This is a genomic window from Brevundimonas sp. FV1ye7S (assembly GCF_058680995.1).
The window spans coordinates 285507-302991 of record NZ_CM178726.1 but is presented as its reverse complement, the minus strand read 5'-3'; the positions used below and the strand labels follow the sequence as shown (position 1 = coordinate 302991).

The 17485-nt window shown below is 67.2% G+C and carries 16 protein-coding genes; 12 read left to right on the top strand and 4 right to left on the bottom strand.

Annotated features, from left to right (window positions below):
- The first annotated feature begins 33 nt into the window (after positions 1–33).
- Complete coding sequence (locus ACW18C_RS01390) at positions 34–861, top strand: TerC family protein (protein ID WP_492072379.1); 828 nt, start codon at positions 34–36, stop codon at positions 859–861.
- A gap of 4 nt (positions 862–865) precedes the next feature.
- Positions 866–1639: a glutaminyl-peptide cyclotransferase gene (locus tag ACW18C_RS01385; protein WP_492072377.1), complete on the top strand. Its 774-nt coding sequence runs from the start codon at positions 866–868 to the stop codon at positions 1637–1639.
- A gap of 69 nt (positions 1640–1708) precedes the next feature.
- Here ACW18C_RS01385 and katG read toward each other — a convergent pair whose 3' ends face one another.
- Positions 1709–3979 carry a catalase/peroxidase HPI gene (katG, locus tag ACW18C_RS01380; protein ID WP_492072375.1) on the bottom strand — a complete coding sequence of 757 codons (2271 nt, stop codon included), beginning with the start codon at positions 3977–3979 and terminating at the stop codon, positions 1709–1711.
- Between the two features lie 142 nt (positions 3980–4121).
- Between katG and ACW18C_RS01375 the strand changes: the two genes are divergently transcribed.
- Positions 4122–5021, top strand: coding sequence for a hydrogen peroxide-inducible genes activator (locus ACW18C_RS01375; protein WP_492072373.1), 900 nt, complete (start codon positions 4122–4124; stop codon positions 5019–5021).
- A 4-nt stretch (positions 5022–5025) separates the two neighbouring features.
- Here the strand turns inward: ACW18C_RS01375 and ACW18C_RS01370 are convergent, their stop codons facing one another.
- Together ACW18C_RS01370 and acnA are read right to left on the bottom strand one after the other, a co-directional pair.
- The gene (locus tag ACW18C_RS01370; RefSeq protein ID WP_492072371.1) at positions 5026–6303 is read right to left on the bottom strand and encodes a S41 family peptidase; all 1278 of its coding nucleotides are present in this window, start codon (positions 6301–6303) and stop codon (positions 5026–5028) included.
- 121 nt (positions 6304–6424) lie between these two features.
- Complete coding sequence (gene acnA, locus ACW18C_RS01365) at positions 6425–9151, bottom strand: aconitate hydratase AcnA (RefSeq protein ID WP_492072369.1); 2727 nt, start codon at positions 9149–9151, stop codon at positions 6425–6427.
- A 372-nt stretch (positions 9152–9523) separates the two neighbouring features.
- On the opposite strand from acnA, the gene ccmA reads away from it, so the two are divergent.
- The 7 genes from ccmA to ACW18C_RS01330 all read left to right on the top strand — a co-directional run bounded on the left by ccmA (position 9524) and on the right by ACW18C_RS01330 (position 13511).
- Complete coding sequence (ccmA, locus tag ACW18C_RS01360) at positions 9524–10147, top strand: heme ABC exporter ATP-binding protein CcmA (RefSeq protein WP_492072368.1); 624 nt, start codon at positions 9524–9526, stop codon at positions 10145–10147.
- A complete protein-coding gene (ccmB, locus tag ACW18C_RS01355; RefSeq protein ID WP_492072366.1) occupies positions 10144–10851 on the top strand; it encodes a heme exporter protein CcmB in 708 nt (235 codons plus the stop codon). Before ccmA ends, ccmB begins: the two co-directional genes overlap by 4 nt.
- 54 nt (positions 10852–10905) lie before the next feature.
- Positions 10906–11625: a heme ABC transporter permease CcmC gene (gene ccmC, locus ACW18C_RS01350; protein WP_492072364.1), complete on the top strand. Its 720-nt coding sequence runs from the start codon at positions 10906–10908 to the stop codon at positions 11623–11625.
- Between the two features lies 1 nt (position 11626).
- Positions 11627–11845, top strand: a complete 219-nt coding sequence (ccmD, locus tag ACW18C_RS01345) for a heme exporter protein CcmD (RefSeq protein ID WP_492072362.1) — start codon at positions 11627–11629, stop codon at positions 11843–11845.
- Complete coding sequence (locus ACW18C_RS01340; protein WP_492072360.1) at positions 11842–12408, top strand: DsbE family thiol:disulfide interchange protein; 567 nt, start codon at positions 11842–11844, stop codon at positions 12406–12408. The genes ccmD and ACW18C_RS01340 overlap by 4 nt, the downstream gene beginning before the upstream one ends.
- A 58-nt stretch (positions 12409–12466) precedes the next feature.
- Positions 12467–12733 (top strand): hypothetical protein, encoded by a 267-nt coding sequence (locus tag ACW18C_RS01335; RefSeq protein WP_292150871.1) that lies wholly within the window; start codon positions 12467–12469, stop codon positions 12731–12733.
- 277 nt (positions 12734–13010) lie between these two features.
- Complete coding sequence (locus ACW18C_RS01330; protein ID WP_492072359.1) at positions 13011–13511, top strand: MarR family winged helix-turn-helix transcriptional regulator; 501 nt, start codon at positions 13011–13013, stop codon at positions 13509–13511.
- 64 nt (positions 13512–13575) lie between these two features.
- On the opposite strand, the gene ACW18C_RS01325 is transcribed toward ACW18C_RS01330, so the two are convergent.
- A complete protein-coding gene (locus ACW18C_RS01325) occupies positions 13576–15303 on the bottom strand; it encodes a methyl-accepting chemotaxis protein (RefSeq protein ID WP_492072357.1) in 1728 nt (575 codons plus the stop codon).
- A gap of 672 nt (positions 15304–15975) precedes the next feature.
- On the opposite strand from ACW18C_RS01325, the gene ACW18C_RS01320 reads away from it, so the two are divergent.
- Positions 15976–16479: a sigma-70 family RNA polymerase sigma factor gene (locus ACW18C_RS01320; RefSeq protein WP_492072356.1), complete on the top strand. Its 504-nt coding sequence runs from the start codon at positions 15976–15978 to the stop codon at positions 16477–16479.
- A complete protein-coding gene (locus tag ACW18C_RS01315) occupies positions 16476–17456 on the top strand; it encodes a FecR family protein (RefSeq protein ID WP_492072355.1) in 981 nt (326 codons plus the stop codon). Before ACW18C_RS01320 ends, ACW18C_RS01315 begins: the two co-directional genes overlap by 4 nt.
- Positions 17457–17485: the final 29 nt, after the last annotated feature.

The following is a 17485-nucleotide window of genomic DNA, read 5'->3' as shown; positions in this document are numbered from 1 at the left end:
TAACGCTGACGCTTTTCCACCTAGGACACCTAAATGCTCGACAGCATTACGCCCCTGCTCTCCGACCCGGCCGCCTGGGCCGCGCTGGTGACGCTCATCGTGATGGAGGTCGTGCTCGGCATCGACAACCTGATCTTCATCTCGATCCTGTCGAACAAACTGCCCGAGCATCAGCGCCAGAAGGTGCGGCGCATCGGCATCGGCCTGGCCCTGGTCATGCGCCTGGCCCTGTTGTCGATCATCGCCTGGCTGGTGGGTCTGGTTCAGCCGGTCTTCACCCTGATGGGCAACGAATTCTCGTGGAAGGACCTGATCCTGATCGCGGGCGGCCTGTTCCTGGTCTGGAAGGCCACCAAGGAGATCCACCACACCGTCGATCCCACGCCCACCCACGACGTGATGGACAAGAAGGACGTGATGATCACCAACGCCGGCGCGGCGATCTTCCAGATCATCCTGCTGGACCTGGTCTTCTCGATCGACTCCATCCTGACCGCCGTCGGCATGACCGAACACCTGCCGATCATGGTGGTGGCGGTCCTGGTCGCCGTGACCGTGATGCTGCTGGCCGCCGACCCGCTGGCCAACTTCATCAACGAGAACCCCAGCGTCGTCATGCTGGCCCTCGGCTTCCTGCTGATGATCGGCATGGTGCTGATCGCCGACGGCTTCGGCTATCATGTGCCCAAGGGCTATATCTACGCCGCCATGGCCTTCTCGGCCGGGGTCGAGGCCCTGAACATGATGGGCCGTCGCTCCGCCACGAAGAAGGAAAAGGCCACGGCCGCCCGCGCCCAGGCCGATCAGGCCGAGGCCCGCGCCAGGAAGGCCGAGGCGGAAGCCGCCGCCGAGAAGGCCTGAGCCGATGATCCGCCTGTCGTCCCGCCTCGCCGGCCTCGCCGCCGGTCTGCTGCTGGCGACAGGCGGCGTCTCGCCGGCCCGCGCCGAGGTTCCCGTTCAGGCCTATGAGGTCGTGCGCGCCTATCCGCACGACAAGACGGCCTTCACCGAGGGCCTCTTCTTCCATCAGGGGGCGCTGTACGAGAGCACCGGCCTGTACCCGTCCTTCATCCGTCAGGTGCGGCTGGAGACGGGCGAGGTGGTGCGCCAGCGCGACCTGCCGACCGTCTATTTCGGCGAAGGCATGACCACGCTGAACGGCAAGCTCTACAGCCTGACCTGGCGCAACCACATCGGCTTCATCTGGAAGCTGGACGACTTCTCGCCCCTGGGCGGCTTCTCCTATCCGGGCGAGGGCTGGGCCCTGACCACCGACGGGCGGCGGCTGATCATGAGCGACGGCACCGACCAGTTGCGCTTCCTCGATCCCGACACCCTGGCCGAGACCGGCCGCGTCTCCGTCACCGCAGACGGCGAGCCGCTGGATCAGATCAACGAGCTGGAGTGGATCGACGGCGAGGTCTTCGCCAACCTGTGGCAGGACAACCGCATCGCCCGCATCGACCCGGAGACCGGCGTCGTAAAGGCCTTCATCGACCTGACCGCCCTGGTCCCCCAGGATGCGGGCCTGGACCCGAACGACGACGTCCTGAACGGCATCGCCTGGGACGCCGCCAGCAAACGCCTGTTCGTCACCGGCAAACGGTGGCCGCAACTGTTCGAGATCAGGCTGCGCTGATCCCAGACACAGCGAGGGGGCGAACGCCTGCATGCGTCCGCCCCCTCGCCGCCTGTACTCCGGCTTAAATCAGCCGTGCAGGTCGAACCGGTCCAGCTCCATGACCCGGGCCCAGGCCGCCACGAAGTCCTCGACCAGTTTCTTCTGACCGTCCGACCCGGCGTAGACCTCGGCCAGGGCGCGCAGCACGGCGTTCGAGCCGAACACCAGATCGACGCGCGTGCCGGTCCATTTCGCCTCGCCCGTCTTGCGGTCTCGGCCTTCGAACACCTCCTTGGCGTCCGAGGTCGCCTGCCACTTCACGTCCATGTCCAGCAGGTTGACGAAGACGTCGTTGGTCAGGGCGCCGGGTCGGTCCGTCAGCACCCCGTGGGTCGCCCCACCGACGTTGATGTTGATGGCGCGCAGCCCCCCGATCAACGCCGTCATCTCGGGCGCGGTCAGGGTCAGACGCTGGGCCTGGTCGATCAGCAGGGATTCGGCGGGAACGGCGTAGCGGGCCTTCTGATAGTTGCGGAAGCCGTCAGCGACCGGCTCCAGATAGCCGAAGGATTCGACGTCGGTCTGGGCCTGGCTGGCGTCCGTCCGTCCCGGCGTGAAGGGCACGACGACCTCATGTCCCGCCGCCCTGGCCGCCTGTTCGACACCCGCCGCGCCGGCCAGCACGATCAGGTCTGCCAGCGAGACCTTCTTGCCGCCGACCTGAGCCTGGTTGAAGGCGAACTGCACGCCTTCCAGCGTCTTCAGCACCCGCTCCAACTGCTCGGGCTGGTTGACGGCCCAGTCCTTTTGCGGCGCCAGGCGAATGCGCGCGCCGTTGGCGCCGCCGCGCTTGTCCCCGCCCCGGAAGGTCGAGGCAGAGGCCCAGGCCACGCCGACCAGTTCCGACACGCTGAGACCCGTGGCCAGCACCTGGGCTTTCAACGTGGCCACATCGCCGGCGTCGATCAGCGGATGGTCGACGGCCGGCACGGGATCCTGCCAGACCAGTTCCTCCCTGGGGACTTCCGGGCCCACATAGCGCGAGCGCGGCCCCAGGTCGCGGTGGGTCAGCTTGAACCAGGCGCGGGCGAAGGCCTCGGCGAAGGCCTGGGGATTGCTCAGGAAGCGACGCGAGATCTTCTCGTATTCCGGGTCGAACCGCAGCGACAGGTCGGTGGTCAGCATGGTCGGCCGACGCATCTTGGTCGGATCATGGGCGTCGGGGATGATGAAGCCGGCGTCCTTGGCCACCCACTGGTGGGCTCCCGCTGGCGACTTCTCCAGCTCCCATTCGAAGGCGAACAGGTTCTCGAAGAAGAAGTTGCTCCACTGGGCCGGGGTCTGGGTCCAGGTGACTTCCAGGCCGCTGGTGATGGCGTCGCCGGCCTTTCCGCTGCCGAAGCTCGAGGTCCAGCCCAGGCCTTGCGCTTCCAGGCCGTCGGCCTCGGGCTCGGGTCCGACGTGGTCGGCCGGGCCGGCGCCGTGGGTCTTGCCGAAGGTATGGCCGCCGGCGATCAGGGCGACCGTCTCCTCGTCGTTCATCGCCATCCGCGCGAAGGTGTCGCGGATGTCGCGCGCCGCCGCGATCGGGTCGGGATTGCCGTCCGGGCCCTCCGGGTTGACGTAGATCAGGCCCATCTGGACCGCCGCCAGCGGGTTCTCCAGATCGCGAGTATGCTCACGACCGTCCGCGTTGTCGTCGGTCACCAGCACGGCCTCGTCAGCCGGCTTGTCCACGCCGTGCGAGCCGCGCGCATAGCGCTCGTCGCCGCCCAGCCAGGTCGTTTCACGGCCCCAGTAGACGTCCTGATCCGGCTCCCAGGTGTCCTCACGTCCGCCGGCGAAGCCGAAGGTGCGGAAGCCCATGGTCTCCAGCGCCACATTGCCGGTCAGGATCAGCAAGTCGGCCCAGGAGATGGCCTGGCCGTATTTCTGCTTGATCGGCCACAGCAGGCGACGCGACTTGTCGATGTTCACATTGTCCGGCCAGGAGTTCAGCGGGGCGAACCTCTGCTGGCCGCGCCCGCCGCCGCCCCGTCCGTCGCCGACCCGATAGGTGCCCGCGCTGTGCCAGGCCATGCGGATGAACTGGGGCCCATAATGGCCGAAGTCCGCCGGCCACCAGTCCTGCGAGTCGGTCATCAGCTGGCGCAGATCGTTCTTCAGCGCCTCATAATCCAGCTTGGAGAAGGCTTCGCGATAGTTGAACCCCTCACCCAGCGGGTTGGAGCGCGACGAATGCTGGTTCAGCAGGTCGGTGCGCAGCTGCCCCGGCCACCAGTCGCGGTTCTGGACCCCGCCCCCGGCGACCGACTCTGTCGTCGCGGCTGAGAACGGGCATTTGGCTTCGGTGGTCATGGCGGTCTTCCCTGTGATGGCGCGATGCGGCGGGCGTGTTGGCGATAGCCCTTCGGCTGACGTGGCTATTGAACACGGCCCAGCTTCATAAGACCAATCGATTATCTTTGATTTTTGTATAGACCCGCCCTATTCGTCCGAAATGCTCCCCACCCTGCGTCAACTCCAGTACCTGAAGCTTCTCGCCGAACACGGCAGCTTCTCCCGCGCCGCCGAGGCCGCCCACGTCAGCCAGCCCGCCCTCAGCGCCGGGGTGCAGGAGCTGGAACGGATCCTGGGCGCCCCTGTGGTCGAGCGCGCGCGCGGCGCCGTCATCATGACTGCGGTGGGGGTCGAGGCTGTGCGCCGGGCCGAGGACGTGCTGGCGCGGACCGAGGACCTGGTCGAGGCGGCCAAGAACGCCGGCCGGCTGCTGTCAGGCCGATTCCGCCTGGGCGTCATCCCGACCGTGGCCCCCTTCCTGCTGCCCGCCAAACTGCCGTCGCTGAAGATCGCCTATCCGAACCTGAAGCTGTTCATCCGTGAGGACCTGACGCCGCGCCTGATCGCCGCCCTGAAGGCGGGCCAGATCGACGCCGCCGTCATCGCCCTGCCCTATGAGGCGCCGGGGGTCGAGCACGCCCGCATCGGCGACGACGAGATCATGGCCGCCGCCCCCCACGACCACGCCTTGGCCGCGCCCGGCCCGATCCGGCCCGGCTCGCTGCGGGCCGAAGACCTGATCCTGCTGGAGGACGGCCACTGCCTGCGCGACCACGCCCTGGCGGCCCTGGACATCGAGGCCCCGCGCGGCGACGACGTCTTCGCCGCCACCAGCCTGCACACCCTGATCCAGATGGTCGGCTCGGGCCTGGGCGTCTCCTTCCTGCCCAAGATGGCGGTCCAGGCCGGCCTGGCCGACACCCCCTCGGTCGTCATCCGCGCCTTCGAGAACCAGGCCGACGGCGCCCCGCCCCACCGCGAAATCGTCGTCGCCTGGCGCTCCGGCTCCAGCCGGGCGGCCGAGGCGCGGCTGCTGGCCGAGGCGCTAAAACTGGATTGAGGGGTCAGTCCACTCGAAGTTCGGTTGGAGAAACGCTTCCTTCAGACCAAAGGACATTGAGCCCAGTGACCCGTCCCTGGGCATCGCGGTTGAACCTTACACGTCGGGTCGGTTCGTCCTCGACAGTGAACAGGTCTGCCAAAAGCGCGCGTAATATCCAAGGCGGGCGCTCCCCCAGTTTGTAGCGCAGACTTCCATGTTCGATGAACACTTGGGCGTCGCGGTACCGTCCCGGATAAGAATCTAGAGGCATCACCACAGCTTTGCTTTCCAACGCTTGGATTATCCAAAGGTCCTCAGCGGCGATTGCTTCGGGCAGGCCTCGTTCTAGCACTTTATGGAGCGCCAAAATCCAAGCGTGATTCTTAGCCTGTTCAATGGGTCCGGCGATATCAGGCTGTACGCCGTCCCCTTCCCAATTCGCGTTCGTCAGAGGACTGATAGTCTCAGCGAAAGGGACAAAAACTGAAAAGCCGGATGGTGTGGCGATAGGTTTGGCCACGCTAGCGGCGCCCATGCTCGGTTGACCGACAACGATTGCTCGCCCCGCCGATTGAAGCATGTAGGGCAGGGCCTCGGCAGCAGACGCTGTCCTCGCACTGATCATGACGATCACGGGAATATCTGAACGTGGCCGGGGGTAAGGCCGCGAAGGTCTCAGGCTGGTCTCTCTCCCTGACCCATCGCGCTCGACCATATAGGCGTTGACGTCGGCGGGTAGAAAGGCGCTGGCGAGATAGGTCGCCATGGCGGGCGATCCGCCGCCATTATCGCGCAAGTCGATAATCACCGCCTCAGCATGAGCCAGGGTCTGCAGCGCCGCGTCGGCGGCTTGCCGCTCCGGACTTTCCGCCGCGTCGAAATCGATGTCGGGAAAGAACCTCAGATCGATATAGCCGATATTTCCAGCAAGAACCTCGACGGTGCGGAATCCGAAATTCATGCGACGAACCTGATCGTCGTAGTCAATCGTCAAGCGAGGTTCATCGACGGTCGCCACAGAGGGCGGCGCTACGCCGAAATGTCCATCCAAAGGCTTCAGCCGACGAGTAAGCGCTGCGGCAAGCTGGTCATCGTCCGCATATAGATCATAGACGCCGGCTGCGGCATCAGTCCTCAGGGCCGAAGCCGCTTCTCGTGCTCGCGCGATGTCGAAGTAATTTTCTTCAATCGCGTCAGCGATCTGGCCGATGACATGTTTCGGATTGACCGCGTCTGCCGCGTGAACGTCACGACAAAAGAGCAGCGAGAAGACCATAGCGACGGCGGCCGAATATCTCACTCGCAACTCCCATTGACCGAAGCTTGGCTGCTAATAGCCATGCTGAAAGAGCAAGCCGCAAGACAAAAGGGCCGGCGGATCGCTCCGCCGGCCCTTTCTGTTTCAGCGATCAGCCGCCGGATTACTCGGCCGCAATCGGCGCCTCGGTTTCCGGACCGCGGGCCAGGTTGCGCAGGACGTAGGGCATGACGCCGCCGGCCAGCAGATAGTCCATCTCGGTCTGGTTATCGATGCGGCAGCGGACCGGGAAGCGGGCCATCTTGCCGTCCGACGGACGGAACAGCTCGACCCACAGGTCCTGACGCGGACGCAGCTTGCCGACATTGGCGTCGGACAGGCCGCGAATGGTGACGATCTCCTCGCCGGTCAGGCCCAGCTTCTGCCAGCCGTCCTGTTTGAACTGCAGCGGCACCACGCCCATGCCGACCAGGTTCGAACGGTGGATGCGCTCGAAGCTTTCGGCGATGACGGCGCGAACGCCCAGGAGGCGCGTGCCCTTGGCCGCCCAGTCGCGCGACGAGCCGGTGCCGTATTCCTTGCCGGCGAAGACGACCAGCGGCCGACCTTCCGACTGATACCGCATGGCCGCGTCATAGATCGACATGGTGTCGTTCGACGGGAAATGCTTCGTCACGCCGCCCTCGATCTCGGGCGTGATCCGGTTCTTGATCCGGATATTGGCGAAGGTGCCGCGCATCATGACTTCGTGGTTGCCGCGACGGGCGCCGTAGCTGTTGAACTCGGCCGCCTCGACGCCGTGGCTGGTCAGATAGACGCCGGCGGGCGAGGTCTTCTTGATCGAACCGGCCGGAGAGATGTGGTCGGTGGTGATCGAGTCGCCGAAGATGGCCAGGACGCGGGCCTCGACGATGTCCTGGACCGGAGTCAGGTCCATCGACAGGCCTTCGAAGTACGGCGGGTTGGCGACATAGGTGGAGGCGTCGTCCCACTCATAGGTCTGGCCGCCCGTGACCTTGATCGCCTGCCAGTGCTTGTCGCCCTTGAACACGTCCTTGTAGCGTTTGGCGAACATGGCCGGGGTGACCGACTTCTTCTGGATGTCGGCGATCTCCTGCGAGGTCGGCCAGACATCCTTCAGGAAGACGTCATTGCCCTTCTTGTCCTGGCCGATCGGATCCTTGGTGATGTCGATCCGCATCGAGCCGGCGATGGCGTAGGCCACGACCAGCGGCGGCGAGGCCAGATAGTTGGCCTGGACGTCGGGGTTCACCCGGCCTTCGAAGTTGCGGTTGCCCGACAGGACCGAGGTCGCGACCAGGGCGTTGTCGTTGATCGCCTTCGAGATCGCCGGATCCAGCGGGCCCGAGTTGCCGATGCAGGTGGTGCAGCCGTAGCCGACCAGGTTGAAGCCCAGGGCGTCCAGGTCCTTTTGCAGGCCGGCGTCGGTCAGATAGTCGGTGACGACCTGCGAGCCGGGGGCCAGCGAGGTCTTGACCCAGGGCTTGGCCTTCAGGCCCAGCGCATGGGCCTTGCGCGCCACCAGACCGGCGGCGATCAGCACCGACGGGTTGGAGGTGTTGGTGCACGAGGTGATGGCGGCGATGACCACATCGCCGTCGCCGACGGTGAACTTCTCACCCTCGACGGCCGCGCGCGGGGCGTCGGTCGGGCGGGCGAAGACATCGACCAGGGCGGTTTCGAAGGCGGGGGCGGCCGTGGTCAGTTCGACGCGGTCCTGCGGACGCTTGGGGCCGGCCAGCGACGGCACGACCGTGGCCAGGTCCAGTTCCAGAACGTCGGTGAAGACCGGGTCTTCCGAGGTCTCGTCGATCCACAGGCCTTGGGCCTTGGCGTAGGCTTCGACCAGGGCGACGCGCGCCTTGTCGCGGCCCGTGGCGGTCAGATAGCCGATGGTGGCGGCCGAGACGGGGAAGAAGCCGCAGGTGGCGCCGTATTCCGGGGCCATGTTGGCGATGGTCGCCTGGTCCTCGATGGTCATGTTCGGCAGGGCGTCGCCGAAGAATTCGACGAACTTGCCGACCACGCCCTTCTTGCGCAGCATCTGGGTGACGGTCAGCACCAGGTCGGTCGCGGTCGTGCCTTCCGGCAGGCGGCCGGTCAGTTTGAAGCCGATGACCTCGGGGATCAGCATCGGGATCGGCTGGCCCAGCATGGCCGCCTCGGCCTCGATGCCGCCGACGCCCCAGCCCAGGACGGCCAGGCCGTTGATCATGGTGGTGTGGCTGTCGGTGCCGACGACGGTGTCCGGATAGGCGACGGTCTTCTTGCCTTCGTCCAGGGTCCAGACGGTCTGGGCCAGGTTCTCCAGGTTCACCTGGTGGCAGATGCCGGTGCCGGGGGGCACGACGCGGAAGTTGTTGAAGGCCGACGAACCCCAGCGCAGGAAGTTGTAGCGCTCGATGTTGCGCTCATATTCGCGCTCGACGTTCTGACCGAAGGCCTTGGCCGTGCCGAAGTGATCGACCATGACCGAGTGGTCGATGACCAGATCGACCGGGACCAGCGGATTGATCTTGGCGGCGTCGGCGCCCAGGGCGCTCATGGCGTCGCGCATGGCGGCCAGATCGACCACGGCGGGAACCCCGGTGAAGTCCTGCATCAGGACGCGGGCCGGACGGAAGGCGATCTCGTGCTCGACCGAGCCCTTGTTCTCGACCCAGGCGGCGACGGCCTTCAGGTCGTCCTGCGTCACCGAGACGCCGTCTTCGTTGCGCAGCAGGTTCTCCAGCAGCACCTTCATCGAGCGCGGCAGACGGGAAATCCCGGTCAGACCCGCTTCCTCGGCGGCCGGAAGGCTGTAATAGGCGTATTTCTTGCGCCCGACGGAAAGGTCCTGGCGGGTGTTGAAGCTGTCGGTGGACGGCATGGAGAGTTTTCCTCTGGTCAGCGCCGCCCGACAATCCGGTTGCGCCTTCGCGCGGCAGACGCAGCGGCTCACAGGGCCCCTGCGCGCGCGGCGAAAGCCTGCTGCGGCAATCGTGCCTATAGTCCGCTCATCGCGCACCGTCCATGTGTCCACACCCTCGACGCGGACATTGAGAAAGGTTCTCAAAACAATGCGTATTTTCCCCGTCCCCGTTCCGGGGAGGGGGGCTGAGCGGAGCGAGGCCGGGTGGGGCGGGCCGCGCGACCCATCGCTCGCCTTGTTTCCAGGAAATCGTGCGCCCTCGCCGGGCCGCCCCCACCCCGTCGCTCCGCGACGCCCCTCCCCGGCGCGGGGAGGGAGAGTGTAGCCGTCATGATCCACACCCTCTCGATCTCCGACCTGACCGTCTCACGCGGCGAGCGTCGTCTGTTCCAGGGTCTCGACCTGCGCCTCCAGGCCGGGGAAGCCGTGGTGCTGACGGGCGCCAATGGCGCAGGCAAGACCAGTCTGCTGCGAACCATCGCCGGCCTGTTGCGGCCGGATGCGGGAGAGGTCGCCTTCCACGACGGCGACGGCAATCCGCTGGACGAGCGGCTGGCGCGCGGTCGCGAAACCCATTTCCTCGGCCATCAGGACGGACTGAAGACCGGGCGGACGGCGCGCGAAGAACTGGGCTTCCAGTGCGACTGGCTGGGTCATGTCCAATGCGGCATGGACGATGCGGTCGAAGCTTTCGGCCTCGCTCCCCTGCTGGACCTTGAAGTCCGCCGCCTGTCCGCCGGTCAACGCCGCCGCCTGGCCATGGGCCGGCTGGTCGGCTCGCCGCGCGCCCTGTGGCTGCTGGACGAGCCGATGGCCCCGCTGGACGCCCGCTGGCGCGCCGTCTTCGCCGACCAGATGCGCCGCCATCTCGACGCCGACGGCCTGATCCTCGCCGCCGTCCACGACCCCCTGCCCCTGCCGGCCCGCACCCTGGACCTGGGAGGCCTGACATGAGCCGTCCTGTGGACGCCGAACCCCGCCCGCCCGGCCTGCGCGGCGCGACGCGCGTGCTGCTGGAGCGGGAGCTGGACCTGGCCTGGAGCGGCGGCGGCGGCCCCCTGCTGGCCTGCGGCTTCTTCGTCTGTCTGACCGCCGTCCTGCCCCTGGCCGTGGGCGGCGATCCGCGCACGCTTTCGCCCGTGGCCGGCGGGATCGCCTGGCTGGCCCTGGCCCTCGCCTCTTTGCTGTCGCTGGAGCGGCTGTTCGAGCGGGATCTGGAGGATGGCGCCCTGGACCTGCTGGCCCTGGGCCATCTGCCGCTGGAATCGGTCGTCCTGATCAAGGCCCTGGCCCAGTGGATCGCCGTCGGCCTGCCCCTGGCCCTGACCGCGCCGGTCGCGGCCCTGGCCCTGGGCCTGCCGCCGGCCTTGGTCCCGCTCACCGCCCTGTCGGCCCTGATCGGCGGGGCGGGCTTCGCCTGCACCGGAACCCTGGGCGCCGCCCTGGCCCTGGGGGCGAAACGCGGCGGCCTGCTGATCGCCGTCGTGGTCCTGCCCCTGTTCATCCCCCCGGTCGTCTTCGGCGCCGGGGCGCTGGAACGCGCCGCCTCGGGCCAGTCGCCCGCCCCGGCCCTGGCCTTCCTGGGCGCCTATGTCCTGTTCGCCGGCGTCATCGCCGCCTTCGCCGGAGCAGCGGCCGTGCGCAACGCCCAGGGATGACGGAGGTGATCCGCCGCTTGCCCGCCGTCGCGACCCCGCGTAATCGCTGACGCCATGTTCGGCCTGTCCAACCCGCAGCGTTTCATGGCCTTCACCGGCCCTCTGACGCCCGTCCTCTGGACGGTCGCGGCCGTGCTGCTGGCGGTCGGGACCTGGCTCAGCTTCACCGTCCCTGCGGACTATCAGCAGGGCGATACGGTGCGGATCATGTTCGTCCATGTGCCCGCCGCCGTCTGGGGACTGGGCGCCTATTCGGCCCTGGGGGTCTCCAGCTTCTTCGCCCTGGTCTTCCGCCACGCCCTGGCCGACGCCGCCGCCCGCGCCGCCGCCCTGCCCGGCGCCGCCTTCACGGCCCTGGCCCTGTTTACCGGCTCCCTGTGGGGCCAGCCCATGTGGGGGACCTGGTGGGTGTGGGACGCGCGCCTGACCAGCGTGCTGGTCCTGTTTCTCTTCTACCTCGGCTATATGGCGCTGCGGGCCTCGATCGACGACGAGCAGAAGGGGGCCCGCGCCGCCGCCGTCCTGGGTCTGGTCGGGCTGATCAACCTGCCCATCGTCAAATTCTCGGTCGATTGGTGGAACACCCTGCACCAGCCGGCCAGCTTCCTGACCCCCGGATCCTCGGGCCTGGACCCGGTCTATCTGCCGCCCTTCCTGACCATGCTGGCGGCCTATGGGGTTCTGTTCGCGGCCCTGTGGCTGACGGCGATCCGCACCGAGGTCCGCCGTCGCCGCGTCCTGACCCTGCGCGCCCGTCAGGCCCTAGAGGCGTAAAATGCTCGACCTCGACATGACCCCCTACGCCGCCTTCGTCTGGCCCGCCTGGGGCGTCAGCGCCCTGGTCCTGGCCGCCTTGGTCGCCCGCGCCGTCATCGCCTCCCGCAAATGGAAGCGCGAACTCGAGCGTCTGGAAAAAGACCAGAGCGCGACATCAGACGCCGCAGACTCCAATCGCCCTCAAGTAGCGCAAAGCGCGGTAGGGCCAAAAGAATGAACCGCTGGCTGGCCCTCCTGCCCCTGGTGGTGCTCAGCGCGCTCGCCGCCCTGTTCATCGGCTGGTCGCTGAAACGCGATCCGGCCTTCAAGCCCGACGCCATGGTCGGCCAGCCCATCCCCGAAACGGTGCTGCCCATGCTCACCGGCGACACCGCCGGCCCCGGCAATCTGGACCTCAAGACGGCGGGCGTCGGCCGGCCCATGCTGGTCAATGTCTTCGCCTCGTGGTGCGCGCCGTGCCGGATCGAACATCCCAAGCTGCTGGCCCTGAAGGCGCGGGGGATCGCCGTCGTCGGCGTGGCCTACAAGGACGAGCCGGTCGCGACGCGCGCCTTCCTGGACGAGTTGGGCGACCCCTATTCCATGGTTCTGGTGGACCGCGAGGGTCGGGCCGGTCTGGACCTGGGCATATCCGGCGTGCCCGAGACCTTCGCCGTCGACGCCATGGGCCGGATCACCGCCAAACAGTCCGGTCCCCTGCTGAACGACGCCGACATCGAACGACTCGTCACCTCCATGCAGGCCCCGCCCCGGCCCGCTCCCGGTGAAAAATCGCATTAACTCTCTTTCGAGAGGCCTTGTTAACGATTGATCGCTCCGGATGCGTTAACGTTTGGGCATGAGCGCGATTCGCCCCGGTTTGCCGCAGCCCGTCCCGTCGCAAGGTCTCGACCTGCCGACGGCGCGAAACGCGCAGGCCGCCTTCTTCCGCGCCGCCCTGGATCAGGCCTCACGCGTTCAACCCAGTCAGGCGCCCGCCGCCGCCGTCATGTCCACGGTGCGCACCGCCAACCCGGCGCGCCCCGTCGAACCCGCCCCGGTGGCGCCGGAGCGCGAAGAGCCCCGGATCATGCGCCCCGGCTCCTATCTCGACATCAAGGTCTGATCCGACCCAAGCTGAGCGCGACCCTCGGGCCGCCAGGGCGATGCGCTTTGCCGTAGAGCGCGTCGGGACACGTCGTCCCTCAGGATTTTGAGCTGGATACGGAGGGATACCCCTTATTGCGCTCACCTGGGCTTTCAAGGACTCTCGACGCCGAAAACGAGAGACGGCGATGGCAGAGCGCTTCGAAACCGGCCGCTGGGAGAAGACGACGTGCCAATGTCCCAAGTGGGGCGACGTGCGAACCTGCGGACCTGCCAATCATCACGCTGTGGGGACCATGCTGCAGTCCGCCGTCATCCGGCTTGCGCGTCGATGGACGACGCGGGTGGACGAGGTGCTGGCGGAAGGCGGCCTGAACGCGGGCCAGCTGGCGGTTCTGAACCTTCTGGCCCAGCGCCCCTCCGGCTTGATCCAGAGGGAAGCGGCCGATGCGCTGGCGCTTTCGGAGGCCGTCATGTCGACGCGTGTCACCGGCCTTCTTGCGGCGGGTCTGGTGGAGCGCCAGGCCCTGAAGGGGGATCGACGCGCCCACCTCCTGCGCCTTACCGACAGCGGACGAGAGGCGGCGAAACTCTGGTCGGCCTGCGCCTCATGCGTGCAATACAGCGCCGAAAGCTCTGTCTCGCTCCAGGACCTCTCGACCGCCCTCGCCGTCCTGTCCCGGATGAACGCCGCCCTTGGGGCGCACGATTGTTCCGTTGCGACGGACGCAGACCCGGCGCCGCAGCCCCGAGGCTGCGCCTGCATGCCCGGACCGGTCTCTATGCTCGGCGCGTGACCGGTGTTCCCATTCGCTCCTGAGCCGCGCCTGGGCGTTCCGAAGATCGGCACGGCGGCTCGCTTCAGAACGCCTCCCAGTCCGATGTCGCCTGCGCAGCCTGGACCCGTCCGCCGCCGACGGCGACGAGGCGGACCGGGCGAGGCTCGGGCGCGGCCTGCTGTCGGGGTGAGCTTCCCGCCGTTCCAAGCTGAAACCGCCCGATCATCGTCATCAGCCCTTCGGTCTCCTGACGGAGCGAATGTGAAGCGGCCGTGGACTCCTCGACCATGGCGGCGTTCTGCTGGGTGACCTGGTCCATCTGGTTGACCGCCACATTCACTTCGCTCAGGCCCGAGGACTGCTCACGGGCCGAGGTGGCGATGTCGCTGATCAGGGCGTCGATTTCGGCCACGCGCTCGACAATGACCCCGAGAGCCTCTCCGGTCTCGCCGACCAGTTTGACGCCCTTGGTGACCTGCTGCGAGCTTCCCGCGATAAGTCCCTTGATTTCCTTGGCGGCTTCCGCAGATCGCTGGGCGAGCGCCCGCACTTCGGAAGCGACGACGGCGAAGCCGCGGCCGGCGTCCCCGGCCCGCGCCGCCTCGACCCCGGCGTTCAGGGCCAGCAGATTGGTCTGGAAGGCGATCTCGTCGATCACCCCGATGATGTTGGTGATCTCCACGGCGGATCGCTCGATTTCCGACATGGCGGAGATCGCCTCGCCCATGACGTCGCCCGAGCGTTGGGCGTCCCCCCTGGCCCCGAGCGCGACGGCGGCCGCCTTCTGCGCATTGGCGGCGCTGCTGTTGACGGTCGAGGTGAGCTGATCAAGCGCCGCGGCGGTCTCTTCCAGACTGGAGGCCTGCTGTTCGGTCCGGCGCGACAGTTCGTCGGAAGCAACGCCGATCTCGTCGGCGCCCGCGCGAATCGCGCCCGCGGTCGCGCCGACGCTGGTCATGGTCGCCTGGAGGGTTTCGACGGCGCTGTTGAAGTCGATCCGGAGCTTGTCGAGTTCGGGTATGAATTTGGTCGTTATCCGCTGCTGGAGATCGCCCTCGGCGAGCGCCGTCAGCGCGTCGCCGATCACGGTTACGGCCTCCACGCGCTGCGTCACGTCTGTGGCGAATTTGACCACCTTGGCCACCTTGCCGTCCGGGCCGAGGATGGGATTGTACGCGCCCTGGATCGTGACGACGCCCCCGTCCTTGCGAACCCGTCTGAACTCGCCGGACTGGAACGCGCCGCTCGCGAGCGCGGCCCAGAACTGCTGATAATCGGGGCTGTCGCGGTATTCCTGTTCGGCGAAGATCTCGTGTTTGCGGCCCACGATTTCATTGAGCTGGTAGCCCATGACATCGAGAAATCGCTCGTTGGCGTTGACGATCGTGCCGTCCAGCTTGAACTCGATCATCGCCTGGGATCGCCCGATCGCCTGAATCTGGGCCGCGAAATCCTCGCTGGCGAGCCGGTGGTGGGCGTCCGCCCACTCCACGACAAAGCCGGCCGGCTTGCCCCGTCGCTTCAGCGGGCTGACGTGCAGGTCGAAGGCCAGGTCTCCGACGCGGATGGTCGCCGAATGCGGCTTGGTCAGGGCCGCCAGCATCCCGCGCTGATGGGCCGGGTTCTTGTGAAAGATGTCGATGTTGCTGCCGACGAGTTTGGCGACGCTGAAGTTCGGAAGTTCCTTGCGCAGATCCGCCTCAGCGGCCTGCAGCAGGTCCTGAACCGCCGGATTCAGATAGGTGATGTTCAGGTCCTTGTCCGCGATCATCACGTTGGTTCGCAAGGCTTCGACAGCTTCTTCAAGCACCAGCGACGCCGATCGTTTTCCCTTGCCCAACATTGCGTCCCAGTCTTTGCCCGGTTGATTCCTTCCTTGAATATCACCTATTCGCTACCAAGACGTGTGGATATGCTCAGCCCCCGAAGCATCTGAATCGACACGCCGTTTTACGCTTCAGCACGGCGGATTCCGGCGCCTCTCGGCTAGGCCTTTCGTGGCGAACCCGCCGCCTTCGCCGAGCGTCGCTTTCCGGCTGAAAGCCTGTGGCCGCCACATCGCCTTGGTGGAGGCCGATCCCGTGCGGCAAGGCGTAAGCCGCCGTTCAATCCAGGCCCTGGGCGCGCGCGTGACGATCCTTCCGTCTTGGGCTCGACTATGTCGACGGGTTCAGTCCTTCGCGTTCGACGCGATCGTGTTCGGCCATCAAGCCGATCTGGCGAAGGAACCAGGCCCCTCGGACCCGTCACCTCCGGGCCCGGATACGCCCATCCTGATGCTCGGGAAGCGGTCGGCGATGCTCAGGACGAAGGCGGGGCACGAACCGCTGGCCTGGGCCGCCTCCTGCCGCCGCTACCAACAAGGCCGCCCGCACGCCAGCTCCGCGCCCTCCGCGGCGAGCGATAATTCGTCGGACTGTTTTCGCACCGTCATCGTTGAGCCGTAAAAGCGCGGCCCAACGGGTGCGCCCGCGGGGGTAGGATGTCTGTTCAGGATCTGAGTGCGGGGCGATTGCTGGCGAAGAACGCCGTGCGTCTGCGCGCCTTTGTCCGCAGCCGGGTCCACAACGACGCCGACGCCGACGACATCAGCCAGGAGGCTTACGCCCGCGTCCTGGCCCGATCCCGGGCCACGCCGCTGAAGGATCCGGTGGCCTACGCCTTTCGGGTCGCGCTCAATCTGCTCAGCGACCAGAGGCGCCCCGGCGCCCCGGATGTGAACGAACCGATCGACGACGCGGCGGCCTCGGACGCGCCCTCCCCGTTCGAAGTTCTCGACATGAAGCAGAGAGCAGACCTCTTCACCCGCGCGCTTCGGCGCATGCCCCGGCTCAGGCGAGAAGTCTTTGTTTTGCGCCAGTCCGCCGATCTCAGCTATCCGGAGATCGCCGCGCGGCTGAACATCTCGGTCGAGGCCGCCCAGAAGCACTTCAGTCGCGCCGCCCTCGAAGTGCGCAAGGCTTTGGACATGGAGCTTGCGCGATGAAGAATTCTGCGCGCGTCTCCGAAGAACAGGCCGCCCTTTGGGCCGACCGTCGGCGTCACGGCGAAATGGACGACGCGGCGGACGAGGCGCTGCGCGCCTGGCTGGCCGCAGCGCCGGAGCGCGCCCGACTGCTGGAGGCCCAGGAGCGGCTGCTCGCCGATCCGGCCCTGGCGGCGGCCAGCGCAACACTGGCGGCTGAAGCGGGCCGGCGTCGGCGCGCCTGGCGGGTTCGGCCCCTTCCACTCTCGCCATCCCTCTGGGCCGGCGGCATGCTGGCCGCGGCCTCCGTGACGCTCGCCGTGCTGATATGGCCGTCCCAGCCCGCCCTGGTCGAACAGAGGCTGGAGGGAACGGCGGGACGCAGCCTTCAAGCGGCGCTGGACGACGGCTCTTCGGTCCAGCTGAACGGCGACAGCCGGGTCCGCACGGCCTTCGGCCCGGAACGGCGGGACGTCTGGCTGAGCGGGGAAGGCTTCTTCTCGGTGGCCAAGGACGCCAGACGCCCCTTCTCGGTCATCACGGCCACACATCGAATCACGGCCCTGGGCACGCGCTTCAACGTCGATGAACGCAGCGGCGGCGCGGTGGAGGTGACGGTCCTGGAAGGCCGGGTCGAGGTGGTGCCTTTGAACCACCCCGAGCGCGGCCAGGTGCTGAACGCAGGCGGTCGACTGCTGAGCGACGGCGCGACCGCCCGAGCCGGGGCGATCGAACGCCTGGACCCGGAGGTCAAGACGCCGGACTGGACCGAGGGATGGATCGACGCGGACAATATGAGCCTGGCCGATCTGCTGATCGAGTTGAAACGCCAATCGCCCGGCCTGGAGGCCGAGTTCGCCGATCCCGCCCTGAGCCGGCGCCGGATCAGCGGGCGGTTCGCCGCTTCTCGACCGCAGGACGTCCTGACCGTGGTCGCGGACATGCAGGATCTGACGCTTCGCAGGGACGCCTCCGGCCGTCTGCTGATCGATCGGTGAACCCAGGATGTGGGCGGGCCGCGCAAGGT

Bases quoted from the DNA above. Each gene is read 5' to 3' on its own strand.
- ACW18C_RS01390 (WP_492072379.1), top strand. From the start codon at position 34: ATGCTCGACAGCATTACGCCCCTGCTCTCCGACCCGGCCGCCTGGGCC.
- ACW18C_RS01385 (WP_492072377.1), top strand. From the start codon at position 866: ATGATCCGCCTGTCGTCCCGCCTCGCCGGCCTCGCCGCCGGTCTGCTG.
- katG (WP_492072375.1), bottom strand. From the start codon at position 3,979: ATGACCACCGAAGCCAAATGCCCGTTCTCAGCCGCGACGACAGAGTCG.
- ACW18C_RS01375 (WP_492072373.1), top strand. From the start codon at position 4,122: ATGCTCCCCACCCTGCGTCAACTCCAGTACCTGAAGCTTCTCGCCGAA.
- acnA (WP_492072369.1), bottom strand. From the start codon at position 9,151: ATGCCGTCCACCGACAGCTTCAACACCCGCCAGGACCTTTCCGTCGGG.
- ccmA (WP_492072368.1), top strand. From the start codon at position 9,524: ATGATCCACACCCTCTCGATCTCCGACCTGACCGTCTCACGCGGCGAG.
- ccmB (WP_492072366.1), top strand. From the start codon at position 10,144: ATGAGCCGTCCTGTGGACGCCGAACCCCGCCCGCCCGGCCTGCGCGGC.
- ccmC (WP_492072364.1), top strand. From the start codon at position 10,906: ATGTTCGGCCTGTCCAACCCGCAGCGTTTCATGGCCTTCACCGGCCCT.
- ccmD (WP_492072362.1), top strand. From the start codon at position 11,627: ATGCTCGACCTCGACATGACCCCCTACGCCGCCTTCGTCTGGCCCGCC.
- ACW18C_RS01340 (WP_492072360.1), top strand. From the start codon at position 11,842: ATGAACCGCTGGCTGGCCCTCCTGCCCCTGGTGGTGCTCAGCGCGCTC.
- ACW18C_RS01335 (WP_292150871.1), top strand. From the start codon at position 12,467: ATGAGCGCGATTCGCCCCGGTTTGCCGCAGCCCGTCCCGTCGCAAGGT.
- ACW18C_RS01330 (WP_492072359.1), top strand. From the start codon at position 13,011: ATGCTGCAGTCCGCCGTCATCCGGCTTGCGCGTCGATGGACGACGCGG.
- ACW18C_RS01320 (WP_492072356.1), top strand. From the start codon at position 15,976: ATGTCTGTTCAGGATCTGAGTGCGGGGCGATTGCTGGCGAAGAACGCC.
- ACW18C_RS01315 (WP_492072355.1), top strand. From the start codon at position 16,476: ATGAAGAATTCTGCGCGCGTCTCCGAAGAACAGGCCGCCCTTTGGGCC.